Here is a 19,588-nt window from a genome sequence, read left to right as displayed (position 1 = left end):
GTCAGACCAGGCCGAGCTCGGCGGCTGCTCGGGGATCGCTGTCGTTGAGGAGGTCGAGGCAGCGCAGGTGCTCGTCCTCCTCGCCGATCAGCTCGGCGGCCCGGGCGAGGGCACCGACGCAACGCAGGAATCCGCGGTTGGGTTCATGGCTCCACGGAACGGGCCCGAAACCCTTCCATCCGTGACGACGCAGCTGGTCGAGGCCGCGGTGGTAGCCGGTCCGGGCGTAGGCGTAGGCCGCGATCACCGCGCCGGTGTCGCCCGCCTCGCCGGCTGCGGTCGAGGTGTCGAGCGCAGCCTCGGCGAGGTACGCCCAGGCGATGGAGGCCGTGGGGTGGGCGGCCGCGACCTCGGCCGGGACAGCCCCGTTGAGCAGGTCCGACTCGGCGTCGTCGTCACCGGTGAGCAGAACCGGTTGCGGACCGAGGAGATCTCCGAAAGACGTCATGTACCCATTCAAGCATCGGAACCGTCAAGGTGGCCGCATCGACCGAACGCCCTAGTGCTCGACCTGCCGACGATTCGCTAGGGTGAATGGCGCAATCGGTCCTGTCACCGAGCCACTCGGCGACCGGACCGAAACCATGCGATGGGCAGAATGCGGGGTGGTCAGTCGATGGCTCGATCCGAGGGGCCGAGAACTGCTGTCACCAAGGCACTTTCGACGCTGCGCCAGGTTCGCGACGAGCGCCGTTCGCGCCGCACCGATCAACGCGGCACCGGCACCGGAGCCGCCGCACCCGCTCCGGGTGGCGCGGACGCGAGTCGAAACCCTACTGGCCGAGCCGACGCAGATCCCGGCGACACACCGGGCACCGTCTCGTCGAGGCCTCCCGAATCGGAGACGAATTCCGGCCAGGAATCCGGATCTCGTACAGACATCGCAGACATCACCCCGGATACTGTTCCGACCGGCGACGACGCCGAGAACCAGAGCACCAGCAGAGAGGGCCACGAGCCAGCCGTGGACGATCCCACCCAGAACGACACCGCCGAGAACAAGTCCGAGAATCCGACGGACGCCGGCACCGACGCTTCTGACGCGCCGACCCCTGCGAAGACCCCGAAGCCGAAGCCGAAGGGTGGGCGCGGGATCGACGGCGCCACCCAGGTGATCAGCCGGGACAACCTGCCGTCCCTCGAGGATCTCGAGGATCTGGACTCGATCGATCCTCTCGGGACCGATGATGAGGCGGATACGAGCAAGGTCGAGGAAGCCCCGGCAAAGCCGGCGAGCAAACCGGCCCGCCTGGGCCCGAGTGACTCCAAGACCACCGTGATCCGCCGCGAGGACCTCCCCGACCCGAGCGAACTCGAGGATCTCGACGACATCGACGCGACCTCCGCCGCGCCCGAGACCGACGCGCCCGAGACCGACGCCGACGAGACTGCCGACGCAGAGGAGACCGCTGCCGAGGCCGGGTCAGCCGAGGGCGACGACAAGGCCGACGAGGAGTCGGACGCCGCCGAAGCGGACGCAGAGGCACCCGAGGCCGAGGTATCTGAGGCGGACGTATCTGAGACGGACGCATCTGAAACGGACGCACCCGGCGCCGACGCACCTGTGACCGCGGAAGCCGCCGACACCGACGACGAGTCCGGGTCGGGCTCAGCAGCAGCCGTCGCGGCCGGCGCGGTGGGCGCTGCAGCCGTCGGTGCGGCCGCGGCAGCCTCTCACGAGTCCGACGAGGACGCCTCCGGCGAGGACGCGGCCGAGTCGGATGAGGCCGAGGCGGAGACCGCAGAGGACGCGGACACCGTGACGGACGACGCCGTCGCAGAGGACGACGCCGAAACAACCACCGCGGCAACCGAAGACGAGTCCACCGAGCCCGAGGCCGCGACCGAGTCGGCAGAAGAGGCCGCTGCCGAGACCGAGGCGCCCGCCGAGGCTGCGGTCGCGGAGGAAGTCGAGCCCGCGGAGGAAGTCGAGCCGGCCGAGTCGGAGGACGCCGAAGCCGACGCCGAGGACACCGAGACCGACGAGGAGGCACCGGCCGCCGAGGCGCCCACCGAGGCGATCGCGCTGCCGCCGACCGACGAGGAATCCGGCGAGGCGGGCACCACGCCGGAGGACGAGTCGGACGTCGACTCCGACTCCGACGCCACCACGAAGGTCATCCCCGCGGCCGCTGCTGCGGCCGCTGCGGCGGGTGCATCCGCGGCGGCCGCGAAGGCGCCGACGGGTGAGCGCACCGCCACCGCGCCGGAGCCCGCAGTGACCCCGCCGTCGACCGGCGAGTGGACCACCACCGCGCACCAGCCTCAGGTCATCCCCGGCAGCAAGCCGGCGAGAACCGAGAAGAAGCGCGGCAAGGGTCCGCTGATCGCCCTCGCTGCGCTCATCGTGGTGGTCGCGGCCGTCGTGGGCGGCATCTTCGCGTACCAGAACATGACGGCGACGCCGCCGGCCGACGAGGCCGCCGAGGTCGCGCTCGACTACACGACCGCGCTGTACGAGGGCGACCTCGCCACCCTGCGTTCGATCACCTGCGGCGAGCTCCACGCCTTCTACGAGGACTTCGACGACGCGGAATACCAGAAGACCTACGACGCGCAGAAGGCTCGCAACGAGCTCGTCCAGACCCAGGCGATCAACGCGGTTCGCGTGGTCGAAGGCGGCGAGCTGGCCGTCGTCGAGGTCGTCGCGGTGCACACGAGTGCGCCGGACACCCCGGAGACGGTGACGCTCAACCTGCAGCGCGAGGGCGATGACTGGAAGGTGTGCAACCCCACGTGACCGGCGGCCCGGTGTGGGACCAGCACGAACGCGTCCCGGCCTATTTCACTCCGCGCCGGCCCACCCCGCCGCCCCCGGTGAGCGGTCCGTCGCGTCGAATCCGGGCCTCCCATCTCCGGAGTGCCGACTCGCGTTCTCGGAAGGGTTCCGGTTCGCGCACCGACCCGGCGGTCGTCATCTCCGCGCTGGTGATGATCGCGCTGGCGGTGGCGGTCATGGTCGGGTTGCTGACCTCCTGACGCCCACCGCGAACCACAAGCCCGAAAAACATTCTGCCCGCACCCTTTTCAGGGTGCGGGCAGAATCGTGTCAGGAGATCAGGCGAGCAGCGACTTGCCGTTCGACTTGAGGTCGTTGCACGCCTCGACGACGCGCTCGCTCATGCTGGTCTCGGCCTTCTTCGACCAGCTGCGCGGGTCGTAGACCTTCTTGTTGCCCACGTCGCCGTCGACCTTGAGGACGCCGTCGTAGTTGGCGAACATGTGGCCGGCGACCGGACGGGTGTAGGCGTACTGGGTGTCGGTGTCGACGTTCATCTTCACCACGCCGTAGCTCAGGGCCTCGTCGATCTCGCTCTTCAGCGAGCCGGAGCCGCCGTGGAAGACGAAGTCGAAGGGCTTCGCGGCATCGTCCAGACCCAGCTTCTTGGCGGCGACCTCCTGGCCGGTGTTCAGCACGTCGGGACGCAGCTTGACGTTGCCAGGCTTGTAGACGCCGTGCACGTTGCCGAAGGTGGCCGCGAGCAGGTAGCGGTTGCCCGAGTCGCTGGCACCCAGTGCCTCGATGGTCTTCTCGAAGTCCTCGGGGGTGGTGAACAGCTTGTCGTTGATCTCGTTCTCGACACCGTCCTCTTCACCACCGACCACGCCGATCTCGATCTCCAGGATGATGTTGGCCGCGCCCGCCTTGGCGAGCAGCTCCTTGGCGATCTCCAGGTTCTCGTCGAGCGGCACGGCGCTGCCGTCCCACATGTGCGACTGGAACAGCGGGTTCTGGCCGGCGTCGACGCGCTCCTGCGAGATCTGCAGCAGCGGGCGGACGTAGGTGTCCAGCTTGTCCTTGGGGCAGTGGTCGGTGTGCAGGCCGATCAGGACGTCGTACTTGGCGGCGACGACGTGCGCGAACTCGGCGAGTGCGACGGCACCGGTAACCATGTCCTTGACGCCCAGGCCCGAACCGAACTCGGCACCACCGGTCGAGAACTGGATGATCCCGTCACTGCCGGCGTCGGCGAAACCCTTGATCGCGGCGTTGATCGTCGACGACGAGGTGCAGTTGATCGCGGGGAATGCGTAACCGCCCTTCTTCGCCTTGTCGAACATCTCGGCGTACTGCTCCGGGGTTGCAATGGGCATCGACGAATCCTCCAGGGTGTTGATGTGCTCTGGTGTTCGGGTTCTCTCGCCCTCGGTTGTTCTCCGTGGCGAGCAGCCGGACTTCCCGCGGCCGGACTTCTCCCAGTATGGCAGGTGCCACAGTTGCGGGTGCGCCCGCATTCACGCCCGGACCTGCACCGGGAGACCTCCGTAGGATCGCGGTGTGGCAGCCTCTCGTTCTCCGGTCCGGTCCGACGACGCTTCGGATGTCGGCAGCCCACCCAGCCGACCCTCGGCGACCACCGTCGCCTCGAATGTGGGTCGCGGTGCCCTCATCGGCGTGGCCGAGACCATTCCGGGGGTGTCCGGCGGCACCGTCGCGCTGATCACCGGCATATACGACCGGCTCATCTCGTCGGCCAAGGCGGCCACGACCTTCCCGGTACGTCGCCTGCGAGGCGTCCGATCCGACGACGCCGCACGGGTCGACTGGTGGCTGGTGGTACCGGTCCTGGCGGGTATGGCGATCGCGGTGTTCACCATCGCCGGTGTCATGGAGGGTTTCGTCACCGAACAGCCGGTGTACTCGAGGGCTCTGTTCATCGGCATGATCGCGGCGTCGGTGGCGATCCCGTTGCAGGAGATCCCGCGCGGGACCTTCACGACCACCTCGTCGAAATCGTCCGCTGTCCTGACGTTCGCGGTGATGGCCGTACTAGTATTTGTGCTGACGTCGCTGCCACGGTCCGAGGTGTCCGATCCGCCGCTCGTGGCGGTCTTCTTCGCGGCGTCGGTCGCGGTCTGCGCGCTCGTCCTGCCGGGCGTCTCGGGTTCGTTCTTCCTGCTCGTGATCGGTCTGTACGCGCCGACGCTGGGCGCCGTCGATGACCGCGAGCTCCTCTATCTGGGGGTTTTCGCGGCCGGCGCGGTCGTGGGCCTCGCCTCGTTCGTCCAGGCTCTCGAGTGGCTGCTGCGCAACCACCACGGCCTGGCGATGGTGGGCGCCGCCGGCCTGCTACTCGGGTCGCTGCGCGCGCTGTGGCCATGGCAGGACCCGGAGGACGGGGCGCCGATGCCCATCGGCGACGACTGGCCGGGGGCGTTGTGCTTGTTCGTCCTCGGGGTCGTGACCGTCACGGTCGTGGCGCTCGTCCAACGCCGGCTCGGTTCGTCCGACGACCGACCCGCCACGGCTGCGGACTGATCGCGATCCCCGGCCCCGCGCCGACTCCGTTCCCGCGCGATTCCGCGACCGTCGCCCGCGCAGGTACTCTGGGTTCCCGTGATCGACTCCGCGCTTGCCACCACGACCACCAACCTGGCACTTCTGCCGGGATTCCTGGATCCGGTCAACCTGCTCAACTCGTTCGGCACCTGGATGCTGGCGGGTCTGCTGCTGGTGGTGTTCATCGAGTCGGGTCTGCTGTTCCCGCTGCTCCCGGGCGACTCCCTGCTGTTCACCGCGGGCCTGATCGTCGCCGCGAAGTCGGCGGACATCGAGCCGTTCGCGCCCCTGTGGGTGCTGCTGGTGACCATCCCGATCGCCGCGTTCCTGGGCGACCAGGTGGGGTACTGGATCGGTAAGAAACTCGGGTACACGCTGTTCAAACCCGACGCGAAGGTGCTCAAACAGGTCTACATCGAGGAGGCCCACGAGTTCTTCGAGAAGCACGGCCCGGTCACGATCATCCTGGCCCGCTTCGTCCCGATCGTGCGGACCTACGCACCGCTGGTCGCCGGCGCCGCCCGTATGCGGTACCCCGTCTTCCTGACCTACAACATCATCGGCGCGGTGGCCTGGGGTGCCGGCGTGACCCTACTCGGCTACTTCCTCGGACAGATCGAGTTCATCCGCGACAACGTCGACTACATCTTCCTGCTGATCGTCTTCGTGTCGGTGCTGCCGATCATCTCGGAGGTCGTCAAGCGCATCATGCGGGCACGCAAGGGCGTCGTCGAAGAAGAACCGCTGGCCCCGTCGAAGGACCCGGCCGCAACCCCGCCGGGCGAGTAGGGCCGACTACCAGGCCTGATCGAGATCCGCGTGCTGGCGAATCCACGCATGCATCGCGATCCCGGCGGCGACGCCGGCGTTGATGCTGCGGGTCGATCCGAACTGGGCGATCGAGACCGTCATGTCCGCCTGCCGCTGCGCGTCGTCGCTCACGCCGGGCCCTTCCTGGCCGAACAGCAGCACGCATTCGCGCGGGAGTTCCACTGTCTCCACCGGCCGTGATCCCGGGGTGTTGTCCACGGCGACGACGGCCAGTCCTTCTTCTCGAGCCCAGTCGATTAGGTCGCCTACCGTCTCGTGGTGCATGAGGTGCTGGTAGCGGTCGGTGACCATCGCGCCCCGGCGGTTCCAGCGACGACGCCCGACGATGTGGACCGCGGCGACGGCGAAGGCGTTCGCGGTGCGCACGACGGTCCCGATGTTGGCGTCGTGGGCGAAGTTCTCGATCGCGACATGGAGCGGGTGCCGTCGGGTGTCGATGTCCGCGACGATCGCCTCACGCCTCCAGTACCGATACGCGTCGACGACATTGCGGGTGTCCCCGTCCGCCAGCAGCTCGGGGTCGAGATGCTCGTCGTCCGGGAGCGGCTCGCCGGGGTGTTCGACGGACCACGGACCGACTCCCACGGGCGGTCCGGTGACCCACTCGGTGGGACCGGCGATCCCGGCGCCGGGGTCCGGTGCGTCAGGCAAGGCCGAGATCGCTCAGCCCGAGCAGCGAGCGGTAGGGCACGCCGAGCCCGGTGATGACGGCATCGGCGCCGGTTGCTCGGTCGACGACGGTGGCGACGCCGACGACGTTGCCGCCGATCTCGCGTACCGCTTCCACCGCGGCCGAGGGTGAGGCACCGGTGGTGCTGGTGTCCTCGACGACGAGCACGTCGCGGCCGACGATGTCGGGACCCTCGATGCGACGCTGCATGCCGTGGGTCTTCGCGGACTTGCGGACCACGAAGGTGTCGATGTCGCGGCCGTCGGCGTGCATGATCGACGTCGCGACGGGGTCGGCACCGAGGGTCAGTCCGCCCACCGAGCCGTAGTCCCAGTCGGCGGTCAGCTGGCGCATCAACCGGCCGATCAGCCGGGACGCCTCGTGATGCAGGGTGGCGCGACGCAGGTCGACGTAGTAGTCGGCCTCCTTGCCGGAGGACAACGTCACCTTGCCGTGCACGACGGCGAGCTCGCGGACCAGTTCGGCGAGTCGTGCCCGGGCCTCCGAATCGACCTCGGGGGGCGTGTCGTCGGAGACCGGGATTGACGAGGACATGCGGCTACTCACTCTCGAACTCTCCGGCCGTCGGCCGGTATGCGCTGGATGACGATTACCCTACGGCGTGCGCATCGCCGTCAGATCGGCCCTGTCCGATCAGCTGCGGTGACGATTCGAGCGCTCACCCGAGTCGTCGGCGCGACGAGGAGACTCGTCTGACCTGCGCGACGCGGCGCCGCGGACCGGCATCGGTGCCATGCCCCGGCCCGTCGTCGACGAGGTGCCGGTTTCCGGCGGTGGTTTACGGACCGACGGCGTCGGCTTTGCCGCCGGAGACGCCTCCGTGGCGGGAGCGGCCGCCGCCTGCCGGCGACGCTTGTCGCGCATCGACTCGGTCTTCTCGTCGGCGAGTTCGGCGCGGGTGGGCCCGTGCGGATCGCGGGGATCGGGCGAATCCTCGGGTTCGCGCACTGGCGGGAGGACGCGCAGCAGGTCGGCGAAGCGGCGGACCACCTCGAGGCCGGTGTTGAGCGTCGCGGGGTCGTTGGTCAGCGGCAGCGAACCGAGGGCCCAGTTGCCCTCGTTCCACAGCACCTCGACGAACGCCGGCGCCTTGTTGGCCAGCGCGACCATCCGTCGGTCGCAGACGCGCCGCGCGACCTCGAGGTTGTTGGAGAACATGACTCGCGGACCCATCGCACCGAGGAGTTCGACATCCTCTTCGGCGGGCGCGAGCACGTCCTCGTGACGCAGGTCGACGACGACGTGCGAGGGCGAGGAGCGGCGGACGGCGATCACGGTCGCGGTCTCGGCGAGATCGAAGACGACGGTCTCCACGCCGCCATAGCGGCCGTAGGCGACGTCACGGACCTCGACATGGTCGGGAACGTTCATCGTCGCCCGGCGAAACACCTTGCGCAGCTTGGTGTCCGTCTCGCGGAACTTGAACTCGTGCTCATCCCCCCAGATCGCACGCTGGTGCCGCGCGACGCTCGACCGTTGACGGTCGAGCCACAACAGGACGCCCGCACCCGCGAGTGCCACGGCGGCGATCAGGAAATAGACGGTGGTCATCGCGCTACAGCCTACTATCGGCGGGCTCGCGGTGACGTCATCCGCCCTGTCAACGTGTGACCGATATGTAGCCGCGCTCTTTGTCGACGACGTTGACCAGCGCCTCGGCGAGCTCGGCACCCGCAGCGGCCGCATCCAGGCGGACATATCGGCGCAGGTTCTCGAGGACCTGCTCGGCCAGCGCGTAGCGCCAGCCGAGGGCGTCACCGCTCATGTGCGCCGAGATCGCGACACCGGGGAGGTCCCACAATTCGCTGTCGGCCGGCAACGGCTCGGTGGCGAACACGTCCAGCGAGGCCGCGCCCAGGTGCCCGGAGCGCAGTGCGTCGACGAGGGCCGGCTCGTCGACGAGTTCCCCGCGCCCGACGTTGATCAGGTGTGCTCCCGGCTTCATCGCCTCGAGCACCCGCGCGTCGATCAACCCGGCGGTCTGCGGGGTCAACGGTGCGATGGTGACGACGTTGTCGAAGTCGCCGACATGATCGGCGAGTTCGGTGGTGGGGATGACCCGACCGAAGTCGGGGTCGGTGTCCCGTGCGGTCCGCCCGCCGCCGACGACCCGCATCCCCACCGCGCGGAGCAGTTGCGCGGTGGCGCGGCCGATCCCGCCGGTGCCGATCACGAGTGCCGAACTCCGCGATGTCCCGACGGTCTCCCGGTGCTTCCAGACGTGATCGCGTTGCAGCGCCATCGACTCGTGTAAACGCTTGTCGCGAGCGAGGATCGAGGCGAGGACGAATTCCGCGATGGGCCGGTCGAAGACTCCGTGCGCGTTGGTCACCACCACGTCGGAGGCGGTGAGCTCGTCGAAGAGCAACGAATCGACACCCGCCGCGCAGACGTGCACCCACCGCAGCGCGGCGGTCTTGTCACCCCAGTTGTCGGCGAGTCCGCGAGAGAAGAAGTCCCACAACACCAGTACGTCCGCACCGGGGAGGGCTTGTGCGAGATCGTCTGCGACGCAGTGGCGTATCTCGGCCAGTTCGGCGAGTTCATCGAGGTTGGGCGGCGGCGCGACACCTGGGGCACCGAGGAGCGCGAGGACCGGTCGTCGGGTGCTCATGCGGCCACCGTAACCCCGATGCCACCCTGCTCGCCGAATAGCGACAACCCCTCCGCCACGCTCGTTGAGTCGGCGACGAGCGCGGCGAGGAGCCGTATCGAAGCGAGCCACCCCACGCCGGTTGAGCCGACACCGAGCGAAGCGAGCCACCCCACGCCGGTTGAGCCGACACCGAGCGAAGCGAGCCACCCCACGCCGGTTGAGCCGACACCGAGCGAAGCGAGGCGTCGCGTCGAAACCCGCCCGCCAGCACACCCCACCGACCGGCCCAACCAGCATGGCGCGAGGTTTCGACGCGGTGACTCGCTCCGCTCGCTACCGGCTCAACCAGCAAGCCCGACCGCTGCTAGCCATAGGGGCCGTATCGAAGCGAGCCTCACCACCACCAACTGTCACATTGTTGACAATCGTACGATCTGCCGTCACGGTGTACCCATGACTGCCGGCGTTGACTCCCCCACCCGCACCCATCAGACGGCCTCGCTGAGCCCCGCGCTCAAGCAGGCGACGCCGGTGGTCGTCGACAATGCGCTGGGGTCCTGGATTCACGGCACCGACGGCCGGGACTACCTCGACTTCACCACCGGCATCGGCGTCACCAGCACCGGCCATTGCCACCCGCATGTGGTCGCGGCCGCGCAGGCCCAGTGCGCCAAGGTGATCCACGCGCAGTACACGACGGTCATGCATCCGCCGCTGCTCGAGCTGACCGAGCGTCTCGGCGCGGTCCTCCCGCTCGGCCTGGATTCCGTCTTCTACGCCAACTCGGGTTCGGAGGCCGTCGAGGCCGCGATCCGGCTCGCCCGGATGGCCACGGCCAGGCCGAACATCATCGTCTTCCAGGGCGGTTTCCACGGCCGCACAGTTGCCGCCGCGAGCCTCACCACCGCGGGCACCCGGTTCTCGGCCGGCTTCTCGCCGCTGATGAGCGGCGTCCACATGGCGCCGTTCCCCTACGCCTTCCGCTACGGCTGGGACACCGACACCGCCGTCGACTTCGCGCTGCGCGAGCTGGACTACCTCCTGCAGTCGCGCGTCGCCCCCAACGACACCGCCGCGTTCCTCATCGAGCCGGTCCTCGGCGACGGCGGCTACCTGCCGACCCCGCCCCGTTTCCTCCAGGGACTGCGCGAGCGCGCCGACCGCCACGGCATCCTGCTCATCCTCGACGAGGTCCAGGCCGGTTTCGGCCGCACCGGCAAGTTCTGGGGCCATCAGCACGCCGAGGGGTTGACCCCCGACATCGTCATCACCGCCAAGGGCCTGGCCTCCGGTTTCCCGATCTCGGCGATCGCCGCGTCGACCGAGCTGATGAGCAAGGCGTGGCCGGGCTCGCAGGGCGGAACCTACGGCGGCAACGCGGTGGCCGCCGCGGCCGCCATCGCGACCCTCGAGGTCATCCAGAACGAGAACCTCGTCGAGAACGCTCGCGAGCGCGGCGAGCAGATGCTCGCCGGACTCCGTGAGGTGTGTGCACCTTTCCCCGGCATCGGCGACGTCCGCGGCCTCGGCCTGATGGCCGGCATCGAGTTCATCACCACCGACGCGGCCGGCAACACCGTGCCCGACGCCGCTGCCGCCGTCGCGGTGCAGCAGGCCACCACGACCCAGGGGCTGTTGACGCTGACCTGTGGCCCGTCGGCCAACGTCGTCCGCCTCATTCCGGCCCTGGTCGTGACCGCCGACGAGATCGACCTCGGCGTCGCGCGGTTCCAGGCTGCGGTTTCCTCCGTGTTGCTTTAGTTTACTCACAGTGGACGCTCGCTCTGTGGTGGACATCAGAAACGAACTCGCCGACCTCGGCATCGACGCCGACGCCTCTCCGCGACGGCTGGCCGAGTACTCGTACGACGCCTCCAACTACCGCATCCCGCCACTGGCGGTGGCCTTCCCGCGATCCGCGCGCGAGGTCGCGACCATCGTGGCCCGATGTCACGACCTGGGAGTCCCGGTGATCGTGCGCGGCGGCGGAACGTCGATGGCGGGCAACGCGATCGGCGACGGCGTCGTCATCGACCTGTCCCGTCACCTCGACCGCGTGCTGTCGATCGATACCGAGACATCCAGCGCGGTGGCCGGTTCGGGCATCGTGCTCACCACTCTGGCGGCACATGCACGTGAGGCCACGGACGGCCGGCTCACCTTCGCGCCGGACCCCTCGTCGGCGTCGCGGGCGACCCTCGGCGGCGCGATCGGCAACGACGCCTGTGGCAATCACTCGGTTCGATACGGCCGTACCAGCGATCACGTGATCGAGCTCCACCTCGTCACCGCCGACGGACACCTGCTCACCGCAACCCGCGACGGGCTGTACGCCACCGATCCCGGCGGTCGTGACGCCGCGGCGCGTGCAGCCGGGATCGCCGACGAGCTCCGCGGGCTCGCGTCGGACAACCTGGCGATCCTTCGCACCGAACTCGAGACGATCCCTCGGCAGGTCTCGGGCTATCACCTCGCCCGACTGTTGCCGGAGAACGGTTTCGACGTCGCTCGTGCACTCGTCGGCAGCGAGGGAACGTGCGCGATCGTGGTGTCGGCCAAGGTGCGTCTCGTCCCCGTCGCGACGTCGCAGCTACTCCTCTGCGTCGGTTACCACTCCCCCGCCGATGCCGCCCGTGACGTCCCGGCGATCCTCCCGTTCGCGCCGTCGGCCATCGAGGGCATCGACCAGAAGATCGTCGCGACCATGGCGGCGCGCCGCGGCCGGGACACCGTCGCCGGACTTCCGGAGGGATCGGCGTGGCTGTTCATCGACGTCGACTCCGAAAGTGCCGAGGCCCAAAGGGAAATCGACGTTCCGGCGACCGCCGAACGGCTCCTCGATCACCTACGCGGCGAGGGCCGGATGATCGACGCCACGGTGGTCGACGACCCGGTACGACGCAAGGCCCTGTGGCGCGTCCGCGAGGACGGCGCCGGGCTTTCCTCACGTCTCGCCGACCCGGACGACGAGAGCGTCGGCGGGAACTACGAATCCTGGCCCGGCTGGGAGGACGCGGCGGTCGCCCCGGAGCGACTGGCCGACTACCTCGACGACTTCGCCGAGCTCCTCGACCGCCACCGCCTCACCGGGGTGATGTACGGCCACTTCGGCGCCGGCTGCATGCACGTCCGCATCACGTTCGACCTGCGCACCGCCGAGGGACGCGCGGTGATGGAACACTTCTGCACCGACGCCGCCGAACTCGTTGTCCGTCATGGCGGTTCGCTGTCCGGGGAACACGGGGACGGGCGCGCCCGCTCGGCGTTCCTCCCGATCATGTACTCACCCGGCATGATGGCGGCCTTCGCGCGGTTCAAGGCGATCTGGGACCCCGCGGGCACACTCAACCCCGGCAGCATCGTCGACCCGCCGTCGATCACCGCCGACCTCGCCCTCGCCGATGTTCCCCGCCGGACCTGGCCCACCGCGTTCGACCTCGGCCACGGTCACGGAGATGCGCCCCAGGGAGCCACCGAACTACCGCTCATCGACCCCTTCGTGCACGCCGTTCAGGGCTGCATCGGCGTCGGCCGGTGCCGCGCCGACACCGGCGGCGTGATGTGTCCGAGCTACCGGGCGACCCGCGACGAGAAGGACTCCACGCGTGGCCGGGCCCGCGTGCTCCAGGACATGGTGCGCACGGCGTCATCGGTCGACGAGGGCTGGCGCTCCCCCGAGGTCGCCGAGGCCCTCGAACTGTGCCTGTCCTGCAAGGCATGTTCGACGGACTGCCCGACCGGCGTCGACATGGCGACCTACAAGTCCGAGTTCTTCCACCACCACTACCGTCGCCGCCTCCGCCCGCTGTCGCATTACTCGCTCGGCTGGATGCCTGCCTGGCTGTCGGCCGCAGGCGCGTTCGCGCCGTTGATCAATCGCGCGATGTCGTCGAAGCTCAGTGCTCTCGCCGCACTCGCCGGCGGCATCGATCCGCGCCGCACGATGCCGGCGTTCTCGACGCGGCGCAGCCGCAAGACGCATCTCGACGCACTCACCCCGGTGTCCCCGACCTCGCAGATCGTTCTGTTCGTCGACTCGTTCACCCGCGCATTCCGCCCTCAGGTGGCCACGGCCGCCGCAGAGGTCCTGGGCGCCACGGGTGAACAGGTCGGCTGTTCCGCGGAGAACTGCTGCGGCCTCACCTGGATCTCCACCGGCCAGTTGGGCAAGGCCCGCAGAGTACTTCGACGCACTGCCGCGAATCTCGACGACGGCACCGACCGTCCCATCGTCGTGCCGGAGCCGAGTTGTGCTGCCGCACTGGCCAAGGACCTGCCCGAACTGGTCGCCACCGACAGTGCGCGTCGTGTGGCGGCACGAGTGCGCAGCTTCGCCTCCCACCTCCCCACCCTTCTCGACGCGGGTTGGCAACCGCCGCCCCTCCCCGACGAGGTGACCCTCCAGACCCACTGCCACGAGTACGCGGTCTTCGGCGCGCGCACCGGCACCGCCGCCCTCGAAGCGCTCGGCGTCACGGTGCACTCGGCCGACGGATGCTGCGGCGTGGCAGGTAACTTCGGCTTCGAGAAGGGACACTACGAGGTCAGCATGGCCGTCGCGGAGAACGGACTCGCACCGGCCCTGCGCGACGACCCGCAACGAACCGTCATCACCGACGGGTTCAGTTGCGCGATGGCCGTCGAACACCTCGCCACGGTCGACGACGGACTCGCCGACGCACGTGGGGTTCGCGGGGTCCACCTCGCCGAACTTCTCACCGACACAACATCACACCGACCGACCCCCGAAGAACCGAGGAGAGCCCGATCATGACGGCCATTGCCACCCACCAGGTCCCCGACGCCATCTCGTCGATCCACACCGACCTGTTCATCGACGGTGAATGGGTCCCGGCCGCCGCGGGCGACCGATTCGACGTGCTCAATCCGGCCACCGGCGAACTGCTCGCGCAGGTTGCCGACGCCGACGCCACCGATGCCCGGCGCGCGCTCGAGACCGCGGCCTCGCATCAGGCCGAGTGGGCGGCCACGTCACCCCGCAGCCGCAGCGAGATCCTCTACCGCGCATATCAACTCATCATGGACCGGGTCGACGAGATCGCCTCGGTGATGACCGCCGAGATGGGTAAGCCGCTGGCCGAGGCCAAGGGCGAGGTCGCCTACGGCGCCGAGTTCTTCCGCTGGTTCGCCGAGGAGGCCGTGCGTATCGGCGGCGACCAGACGACCACCGGCGACGGCGCGAACCGGATCGTGGTGAGCAAGCAACCCGTCGGCCCCTGCATCCTGATCACGCCGTGGAACTTCCCGCTGGCCATGGGCACCCGCAAGATCGGGCCGGCGGTCGCGGCGGGCTGCACAATGGTCCTCAAGCCGGCCGAGCTCACCCCGCTGACCACGCTCCTGCTGGCCGACATCCTCGTCGAGGCAGGCCTGCCCGCCGGCGTGCTGAACGTCGTGACCACCACCGATCCGTCGTCGGTGGTCACCGAGTGGATGGACAGCGGACTCGCCCGCAAGGTCAGCTTCACCGGGTCCACCGAGGTCGGGAAGACGTTGCTGCGTCAGGCCGCCGGCACCGTCATGCGGACCTCGATGGAGCTGGGCGGCAATGCGCCGTTCATCGTGTGCGCGGACGCCGACATCTCCCGCGCCGTCGACGGCCTCATGCTGGCCAAGATGCGCAACACGGGACAGGCCTGCACCGCGGCGAACCGGATCTTCGTGCACCGCAGTGTGATCGACGAGTTCACCGAGGCGTTCACGGCGAAGATGGCCGCACTGAAGGTCGGCGACGGTGCGGCCGACGGCACCCAGGTCGGGCCCCTCGTCGAGCCGAAGGCCGTGGCCAAGGTCTCCTCGCTCGTCGACGACGCCGTGGCCAAGGGCGCGACGGTGGCCTGCGGCGGCGAGGCTCCCGAGGGGCCCGGCTACTTCTACCCGCCGACGGTCCTGACCGGCGTCGGACTCGACGCCGACCTGGTGCGCAACGAGATCTTCGGTCCGGTCGCGGCGATCATCCCGTTCGGCGACGCCGACAATCCCCTCGACCCCGCCGCCGACGACGAGGTGATCTCGCTGGCCAACGACACCGCATGGGGCCTGGTCGCCTACTTCTTCAGCCAGGACGTCGACCGCTGCGCTCGCCTGTCGGCCGAGCTGGAAGCCGGTATGGTCGGGGTGAACACCGGCATCGTGTCGAATCCGGCCGCTCCGTTCGGCGGTGTCAAGGAATCCGGCCTCGGCCGTGAGGGTGGCCGCGTGGGCATCGAGGAATTCCTCGACATGAAGTACACGGCGACACCGATCCGCCGCTGAAAACCGACATCCCCCGAACCACAGACGTGTGAGCAAGGAGTAACAAGCCCATGTACCTCGGTACTCAGCTGTTCACCGACAGCGAGTACGAACAGCGCCTGACGAAGGTCCGTGAACTCATGGACCGTCAGGGGTTGTCGGCGATCATCGTCACCGACCCGGCCAACATCTTCTATCTGATCGGGTACAACGCGTGGTCGTTCTACACCCCGCAGATGCTGTTCGTCCCGATCGAGGGCGACATGGTGTTCTACGCCCGGGAGATGGACGCCCATGGCGCACACCGCACGACGTGGTTGCCGGAGGAGCAGATCGTCGGGTATCCGGAGAGCTATGTGCATCGGCCGCATGTGCATCCGTTCGACTGGGTGGCGTGGTCGCTGCGCCAGCGCCACGCCATCGCACCGGCCTCCCGGGGCGGCTCGGTCGGCCTGGAGATGGACTCACACTTCTTCTCCCCCAAGGCATACCGTGCCCTGCACAATGCGATCCCGGAGTGGAAGCTCGTCGACAACTTCGAGCTCGTGAACTGGGTGCGCTCGGTCAAGTCCGAGGCCGAGGTCCAGTTGATGAGGCAGGCCGGGATGGTGTGTTCGGAGGCGATGCGCGCCGCCATCGACACCATCGATGTCGGTGTGCGGCAATGCGATGCGGCCGCGGCGATCTCGCAGGCACAGATCACCGGGACACCGGACTACGGTGGCGACTACCCGGCGATCGTGCCGATGATGCCGACCGGCGCGGCCGCCGACACCCCGCATCTCACCTGGCATCAGGGCACCTTCACCGAGGACGAGGCGGTGGTCGTCGAGCTGACCGGCGCACACAGCCGATATCACTGCCCGCTCGCGCGGACCGTCTCGCTGGGTACGCCGAACAAGGATCTCGACTACGTCGCGAAGGCGACCGCCGAGGGCCTGAACAACGTCCTCGAGGCGATCAAACCGGGAGTGGCGACCCGCGAGCTCGCCTCCACCTGGAACTGGACCCTGGCCAAGTACGGCCTCGAGAAGCCATCGCGCCTGGGATATTCGATCGGCATCGGGTATCCGCCGGACTGGGGTGAGCGCACCATCAGTATCCGTTCCGAGGACGAGACCATCCTCGAGACCAACATGACCTTCCACATCGTCTGCGGAATGTGGATGGACAACTACGGTTTCGAGCTCTCCGAATCGGTGCGGGTGAGCCCCACCGGCGTCGAATGCTTCACGTCGTTCCCGAGGGAACTGATCCAGAAATAGACAACGCCACCCGAAGTACGAGGAACACACGACAACCGAACTGCTGCCCGAAGTACGAGAAACACACGACAACCGAACTGCTGCCCGAAATACGAGGAACACACGACAACCGAACTGATGCCTGAGGTGCGAGGAGCGAAAGCGACGAGCCACGAAGGCCTGGTGAGACGAGGTGCACGACATGACCACAACGACCGAATCCGTCAACGAAGTGCGTCATTCCGGCCCGACGCTCCCCCTGGCCGGGCGGACGAAGGATCTCGTCGGCTCGATGATCGACTCGTCGACCTCCCTGCTGGCCGCCCAGTCCCACGACATCGTGCGCTTCGCGATGGGTTCACCCGCCGACGAGGCCGTCCCCGCCGACGAGTTCCGGCAGATCGCCGGCGAGATCCTCGACCACACGTCGTTCACCTACGGCGCCACCGAGGGTGAGCCCCGGCTGCTGCAGCTGCTCGTCGACTACTTGGCCACCACACCCGACCCGTCGACCCACGACCGCCTGGTGATCACGACCGGCGGCATGCAGGGCCTCGACCTCGCCTGCAAGCTGTTCGTCGACCCCGGCGACCTGGTCGTCGTCGAATCCCCGACCTACACCAACGGCAGCGCGACGGCCCTCTCCTACGGTGCACAGCTGCTCGAGGTGCCCGTCGACGACGACGGCATGCAGGTCGACCAGCTCGCGGATCTGGTGGCACGCACCCACAAGACCCCCAAGGCGATCTACACGATCCCGACCTTCCAGAACCCGTCGGGCGTCACGATGTCGGAGGAACGACGCCGCGAGCTGCTGCGCCTGGCGCACACCTGGGGCTCGGTCGTCATCGACGACGACCCGTACGGGTTGCTGCGCTTCGCCGGCACCGACATCCCGACCTTCCAGACGCTGAGCCCCGGCGATCCGCTGATCTTCTCGGTGCGGACCTTCTCGAAGATCCTGGCGCCCGGGTGGCGCGTCGGCTGGGTGGACGCCGACCCGTCGCTGCGGCAGCTGCTCATCAACGGCAAGCAGGCCATGGACACCTGCACCAATGTGCCCAACCAGCACATCGTCGCCGAGTACATCGCCCGCGGCGGCCTCGAGGACCACCTCGCCGGCATCCGCACGCTGTACCGCGAACGCAAGGACGCGATGCTAGACTCCATCGCGCGGCACCTCGGTGATCGCGTCGTCACCACCAACCCGGAGGGCGGCTTCTTCCTGTGGGTCACGCTGCGGGAGGAGTTCGCCGAGATCGACACCCGTGAGCTGTTCGAGATCGCCCTCGCCGACGGCGTCGCGTTCATCCCGGGCCCGGCACTGTCACCGGGCGGCCGGTTCCGGAACTCGATGCGTCTGTGCTTCGCGTCGAGCACGCCGGACCGGATCGACGAAGGTATTCGACGCCTCACCGTGAGTCTTGAGAAGATGGCACGGTGAGCGGTGACCGAGAACCTGAGCTGAGTCCAGCCGAGCAGTCCATCGTCGATCTGATCGACGAGGCCGCGATCACCGCGCTCACCACCGCGCTGGTGGAGGCGCCGAGCGAGAATCCGGGCGGCACCGAGGGCGCCGCCGTCGAGGTCCTGGAGAAGGCGTGCCGTGCTCTCGGGCTCGCCGTCGACACCCACGAGGTGGCGCCACAGCGCCCCAACCTGATCGCCACCCTCCCCGGCGGAGACGGGCCGGGGCTGATGTTCCTCGGTCACTCCGACGTCGTGCCCGCGGGCCCCAACTGGACCGCCGATCCGTACACGGTGCGGACGCGTGACGGCCGCCTCTACGGGCGTGGCACCACCGACATGAAGGGCGGGATCGCGGCCGTCGTGGCGGCCATGAGCGTGCTGTCGCGCGCCCGTGACTTCGGCGTCGCGCTCTCCGGCCCGGTGCGCCTGGTGTGCACGGTCGACGAGGAGGAGCACGGTAGCGGCGTCCGCGACTTCGTCGGCCGTCCCTCCGACTCCGACTTCCTCGGTTGCATCGTCGCCGAACCCACCGACATGCAGGTCGTCCGCGGTTGCCGCGGTGCGTCGTACATCGAGATCGACGTGACCGGACGCGCCGCACACTCGGGTCGTCCGTCCGACGGCCGGAGTGCCATCGACGCGGCCGCCGCGATCGTCGACATCGTCCGCGCCGATCACCGACGTCTCGCCGAGACCCTCGACGACCTCCTCGGGTGCGGCACCTGGAATGTCGGCATCATCCGGGGCGGACAGGGCATCTCGGTGGTCGCACCGACGAGCTACCTGGGTATCGACCGGCGCCTCATGCCCGACGAGGACCCGCACGCGATCGCCGAGACCCTCCGAAAGACGATCCGCGAGAAGAAGATCGACACCGACGGGATCTCGGTGGAGGTCCGCGTCACCATGGAGATGCCCGGCTTCGCGACCGCCCCCGACCATCCGCTCGTCACCGCGGCCGTCGGTTCGGTCACCGATGCCGGTACCGCGACCTCGGTGGGAGGGTGGAGCGCTGCGTGCGACGGCGGCTTCGTCAGCCGCGACCTCGGCATCCCCTCGATCGTGTTGGGCCCCGGCAACATCAACACCGACGCACATCAGCCCGACGAGTCGGTCGCCATCGCAGATCTGGTCACTGCGGCAAAGGCGTACACGCTCGCCGGGCTGAGGCTGCTACATCCGCCGGCCGAGTAGGTCCGAGCCCCTGGGCGAGGACCGTA

Annotated in this window: 16 protein-coding genes; 10 read left to right on the top strand and 6 right to left on the bottom strand. The window is 68.7% G+C overall.

Features of this window, described 5'->3' with window-relative positions:
* Window position 1 precedes the first annotated feature (1 nt).
* The gene (locus BLU62_RS28525; RefSeq protein WP_074853871.1) at window positions 2–448 is read right to left on the bottom strand and encodes a DUF3151 domain-containing protein; all 447 of its coding nucleotides are present in this window, start codon (window positions 446–448) and stop codon (window positions 2–4) included.
* A 168-nt stretch (window positions 449–616) separates the two neighbouring features.
* Between BLU62_RS28525 and BLU62_RS28520 the strand changes: the two genes are divergently transcribed.
* Window positions 617–2,740 (top strand): Rv0361 family membrane protein, encoded by a 2,124-nt coding sequence (locus BLU62_RS28520; protein ID WP_074854304.1) that lies wholly within the window; start codon window positions 617–619, stop codon window positions 2,738–2,740.
* Window positions 2,737–2,979, top strand: a complete 243-nt coding sequence (locus BLU62_RS28515; RefSeq protein ID WP_074853869.1) for a hypothetical protein — start codon at window positions 2,737–2,739, stop codon at window positions 2,977–2,979. Before BLU62_RS28520 ends, BLU62_RS28515 begins: the two co-directional genes overlap by 4 nt.
* A 78-nt stretch (window positions 2,980–3,057) precedes the next feature.
* Here the strand turns inward: BLU62_RS28515 and fbaA are convergent, their stop codons facing one another.
* Entirely contained in the window at window positions 3,058–4,095 is a 1,038-nt protein-coding gene (gene fbaA, locus BLU62_RS28510; protein WP_074853867.1) for a class II fructose-bisphosphate aldolase, read from the bottom strand.
* 184 nt (window positions 4,096–4,279) lie between these two features.
* Between fbaA and BLU62_RS28505 the strand changes: the two genes are divergently transcribed.
* Together BLU62_RS28505 and BLU62_RS28500 are read left to right on the top strand one after the other, a co-directional pair.
* On the top strand, window positions 4,280–5,260 hold the full coding sequence (locus BLU62_RS28505) for a DUF368 domain-containing protein (protein WP_074853865.1): 981 nt from the start codon (window positions 4,280–4,282) through the stop codon (window positions 5,258–5,260).
* A gap of 78 nt (window positions 5,261–5,338) precedes the next feature.
* Entirely contained in the window at window positions 5,339–6,070 is a 732-nt protein-coding gene (locus tag BLU62_RS28500) for a VTT domain-containing protein (protein WP_074853863.1), read from the top strand.
* 6 nt (window positions 6,071–6,076) lie between these two features.
* Here BLU62_RS28500 and BLU62_RS28495 read toward each other — a convergent pair whose 3' ends face one another.
* The 4 genes from BLU62_RS28495 to BLU62_RS28480 all read right to left on the bottom strand — a co-directional run bounded on the left by BLU62_RS28495 (window position 6,077) and on the right by BLU62_RS28480 (window position 9,417).
* Window positions 6,077–6,763 carry a TrmH family RNA methyltransferase gene (locus BLU62_RS28495; RefSeq protein ID WP_074853861.1) on the bottom strand — a complete coding sequence of 229 codons (687 nt, stop codon included), beginning with the start codon at window positions 6,761–6,763 and terminating at the stop codon, window positions 6,077–6,079.
* Window positions 6,756–7,337, bottom strand: coding sequence for an orotate phosphoribosyltransferase (locus BLU62_RS28490; RefSeq protein ID WP_074853859.1), 582 nt, complete (start codon window positions 7,335–7,337; stop codon window positions 6,756–6,758). The genes BLU62_RS28495 and BLU62_RS28490 overlap by 8 nt, the downstream gene beginning before the upstream one ends.
* Before the next feature lie 99 nt (window positions 7,338–7,436).
* Window positions 7,437–8,354, bottom strand: a complete 918-nt coding sequence (locus BLU62_RS28485) for a type III secretion system chaperone family protein (protein WP_074853857.1) — start codon at window positions 8,352–8,354, stop codon at window positions 7,437–7,439.
* Window positions 8,355–8,403: 49 nt separating this feature from the next.
* Window positions 8,404–9,417 (bottom strand): D-2-hydroxyacid dehydrogenase, encoded by a 1,014-nt coding sequence (locus tag BLU62_RS28480; RefSeq protein WP_074853855.1) that lies wholly within the window; start codon window positions 9,415–9,417, stop codon window positions 8,404–8,406.
* Window positions 9,418–9,852: 435 nt separating this feature from the next.
* Here BLU62_RS28480 and BLU62_RS28470 point away from each other — a divergent pair, with 435 nt between their 5' ends.
* The 6 genes from BLU62_RS28470 to BLU62_RS28445 all read left to right on the top strand — a co-directional run bounded on the left by BLU62_RS28470 (window position 9,853) and on the right by BLU62_RS28445 (window position 19,562).
* Window positions 9,853–11,160, top strand: a complete 1,308-nt coding sequence (locus tag BLU62_RS28470; protein WP_074853850.1) for an aspartate aminotransferase family protein — start codon at window positions 9,853–9,855, stop codon at window positions 11,158–11,160.
* Window positions 11,161–11,188: 28 nt separating this feature from the next.
* Window positions 11,189–14,173: an FAD-binding and (Fe-S)-binding domain-containing protein gene (locus BLU62_RS28465; protein WP_074853848.1), complete on the top strand. Its 2,985-nt coding sequence runs from the start codon at window positions 11,189–11,191 to the stop codon at window positions 14,171–14,173.
* Window positions 14,170–15,675, top strand: coding sequence for an NAD-dependent succinate-semialdehyde dehydrogenase (locus BLU62_RS28460; protein WP_074853846.1), 1,506 nt, complete (start codon window positions 14,170–14,172; stop codon window positions 15,673–15,675). Before BLU62_RS28465 ends, BLU62_RS28460 begins: the two co-directional genes overlap by 4 nt.
* A gap of 50 nt (window positions 15,676–15,725) precedes the next feature.
* Window positions 15,726–16,919: a M24 family metallopeptidase gene (locus BLU62_RS28455; RefSeq protein WP_074853844.1), complete on the top strand. Its 1,194-nt coding sequence runs from the start codon at window positions 15,726–15,728 to the stop codon at window positions 16,917–16,919.
* Window positions 16,920–17,100: 181 nt separating this feature from the next.
* Window positions 17,101–18,342, top strand: a complete 1,242-nt coding sequence (locus BLU62_RS28450) for an aminotransferase-like domain-containing protein (RefSeq protein WP_074854303.1) — start codon at window positions 17,101–17,103, stop codon at window positions 18,340–18,342.
* Window positions 18,339–19,562, top strand: a complete 1,224-nt coding sequence (locus BLU62_RS28445; protein WP_074853841.1) for a M20 family metallopeptidase — start codon at window positions 18,339–18,341, stop codon at window positions 19,560–19,562. Before BLU62_RS28450 ends, BLU62_RS28445 begins: the two co-directional genes overlap by 4 nt.
* Window positions 19,563–19,588: the final 26 nt, after the last annotated feature.

The organism is Gordonia westfalica, from assembly GCF_900105725.1.
Classification (GTDB): domain Bacteria; phylum Actinomycetota; class Actinomycetes; order Mycobacteriales; family Mycobacteriaceae; genus Gordonia; species Gordonia westfalica.
The sequence above is the reverse complement of the archived record's forward strand: the minus strand, read 5'-3'. Positions and strand labels throughout refer to the sequence as shown.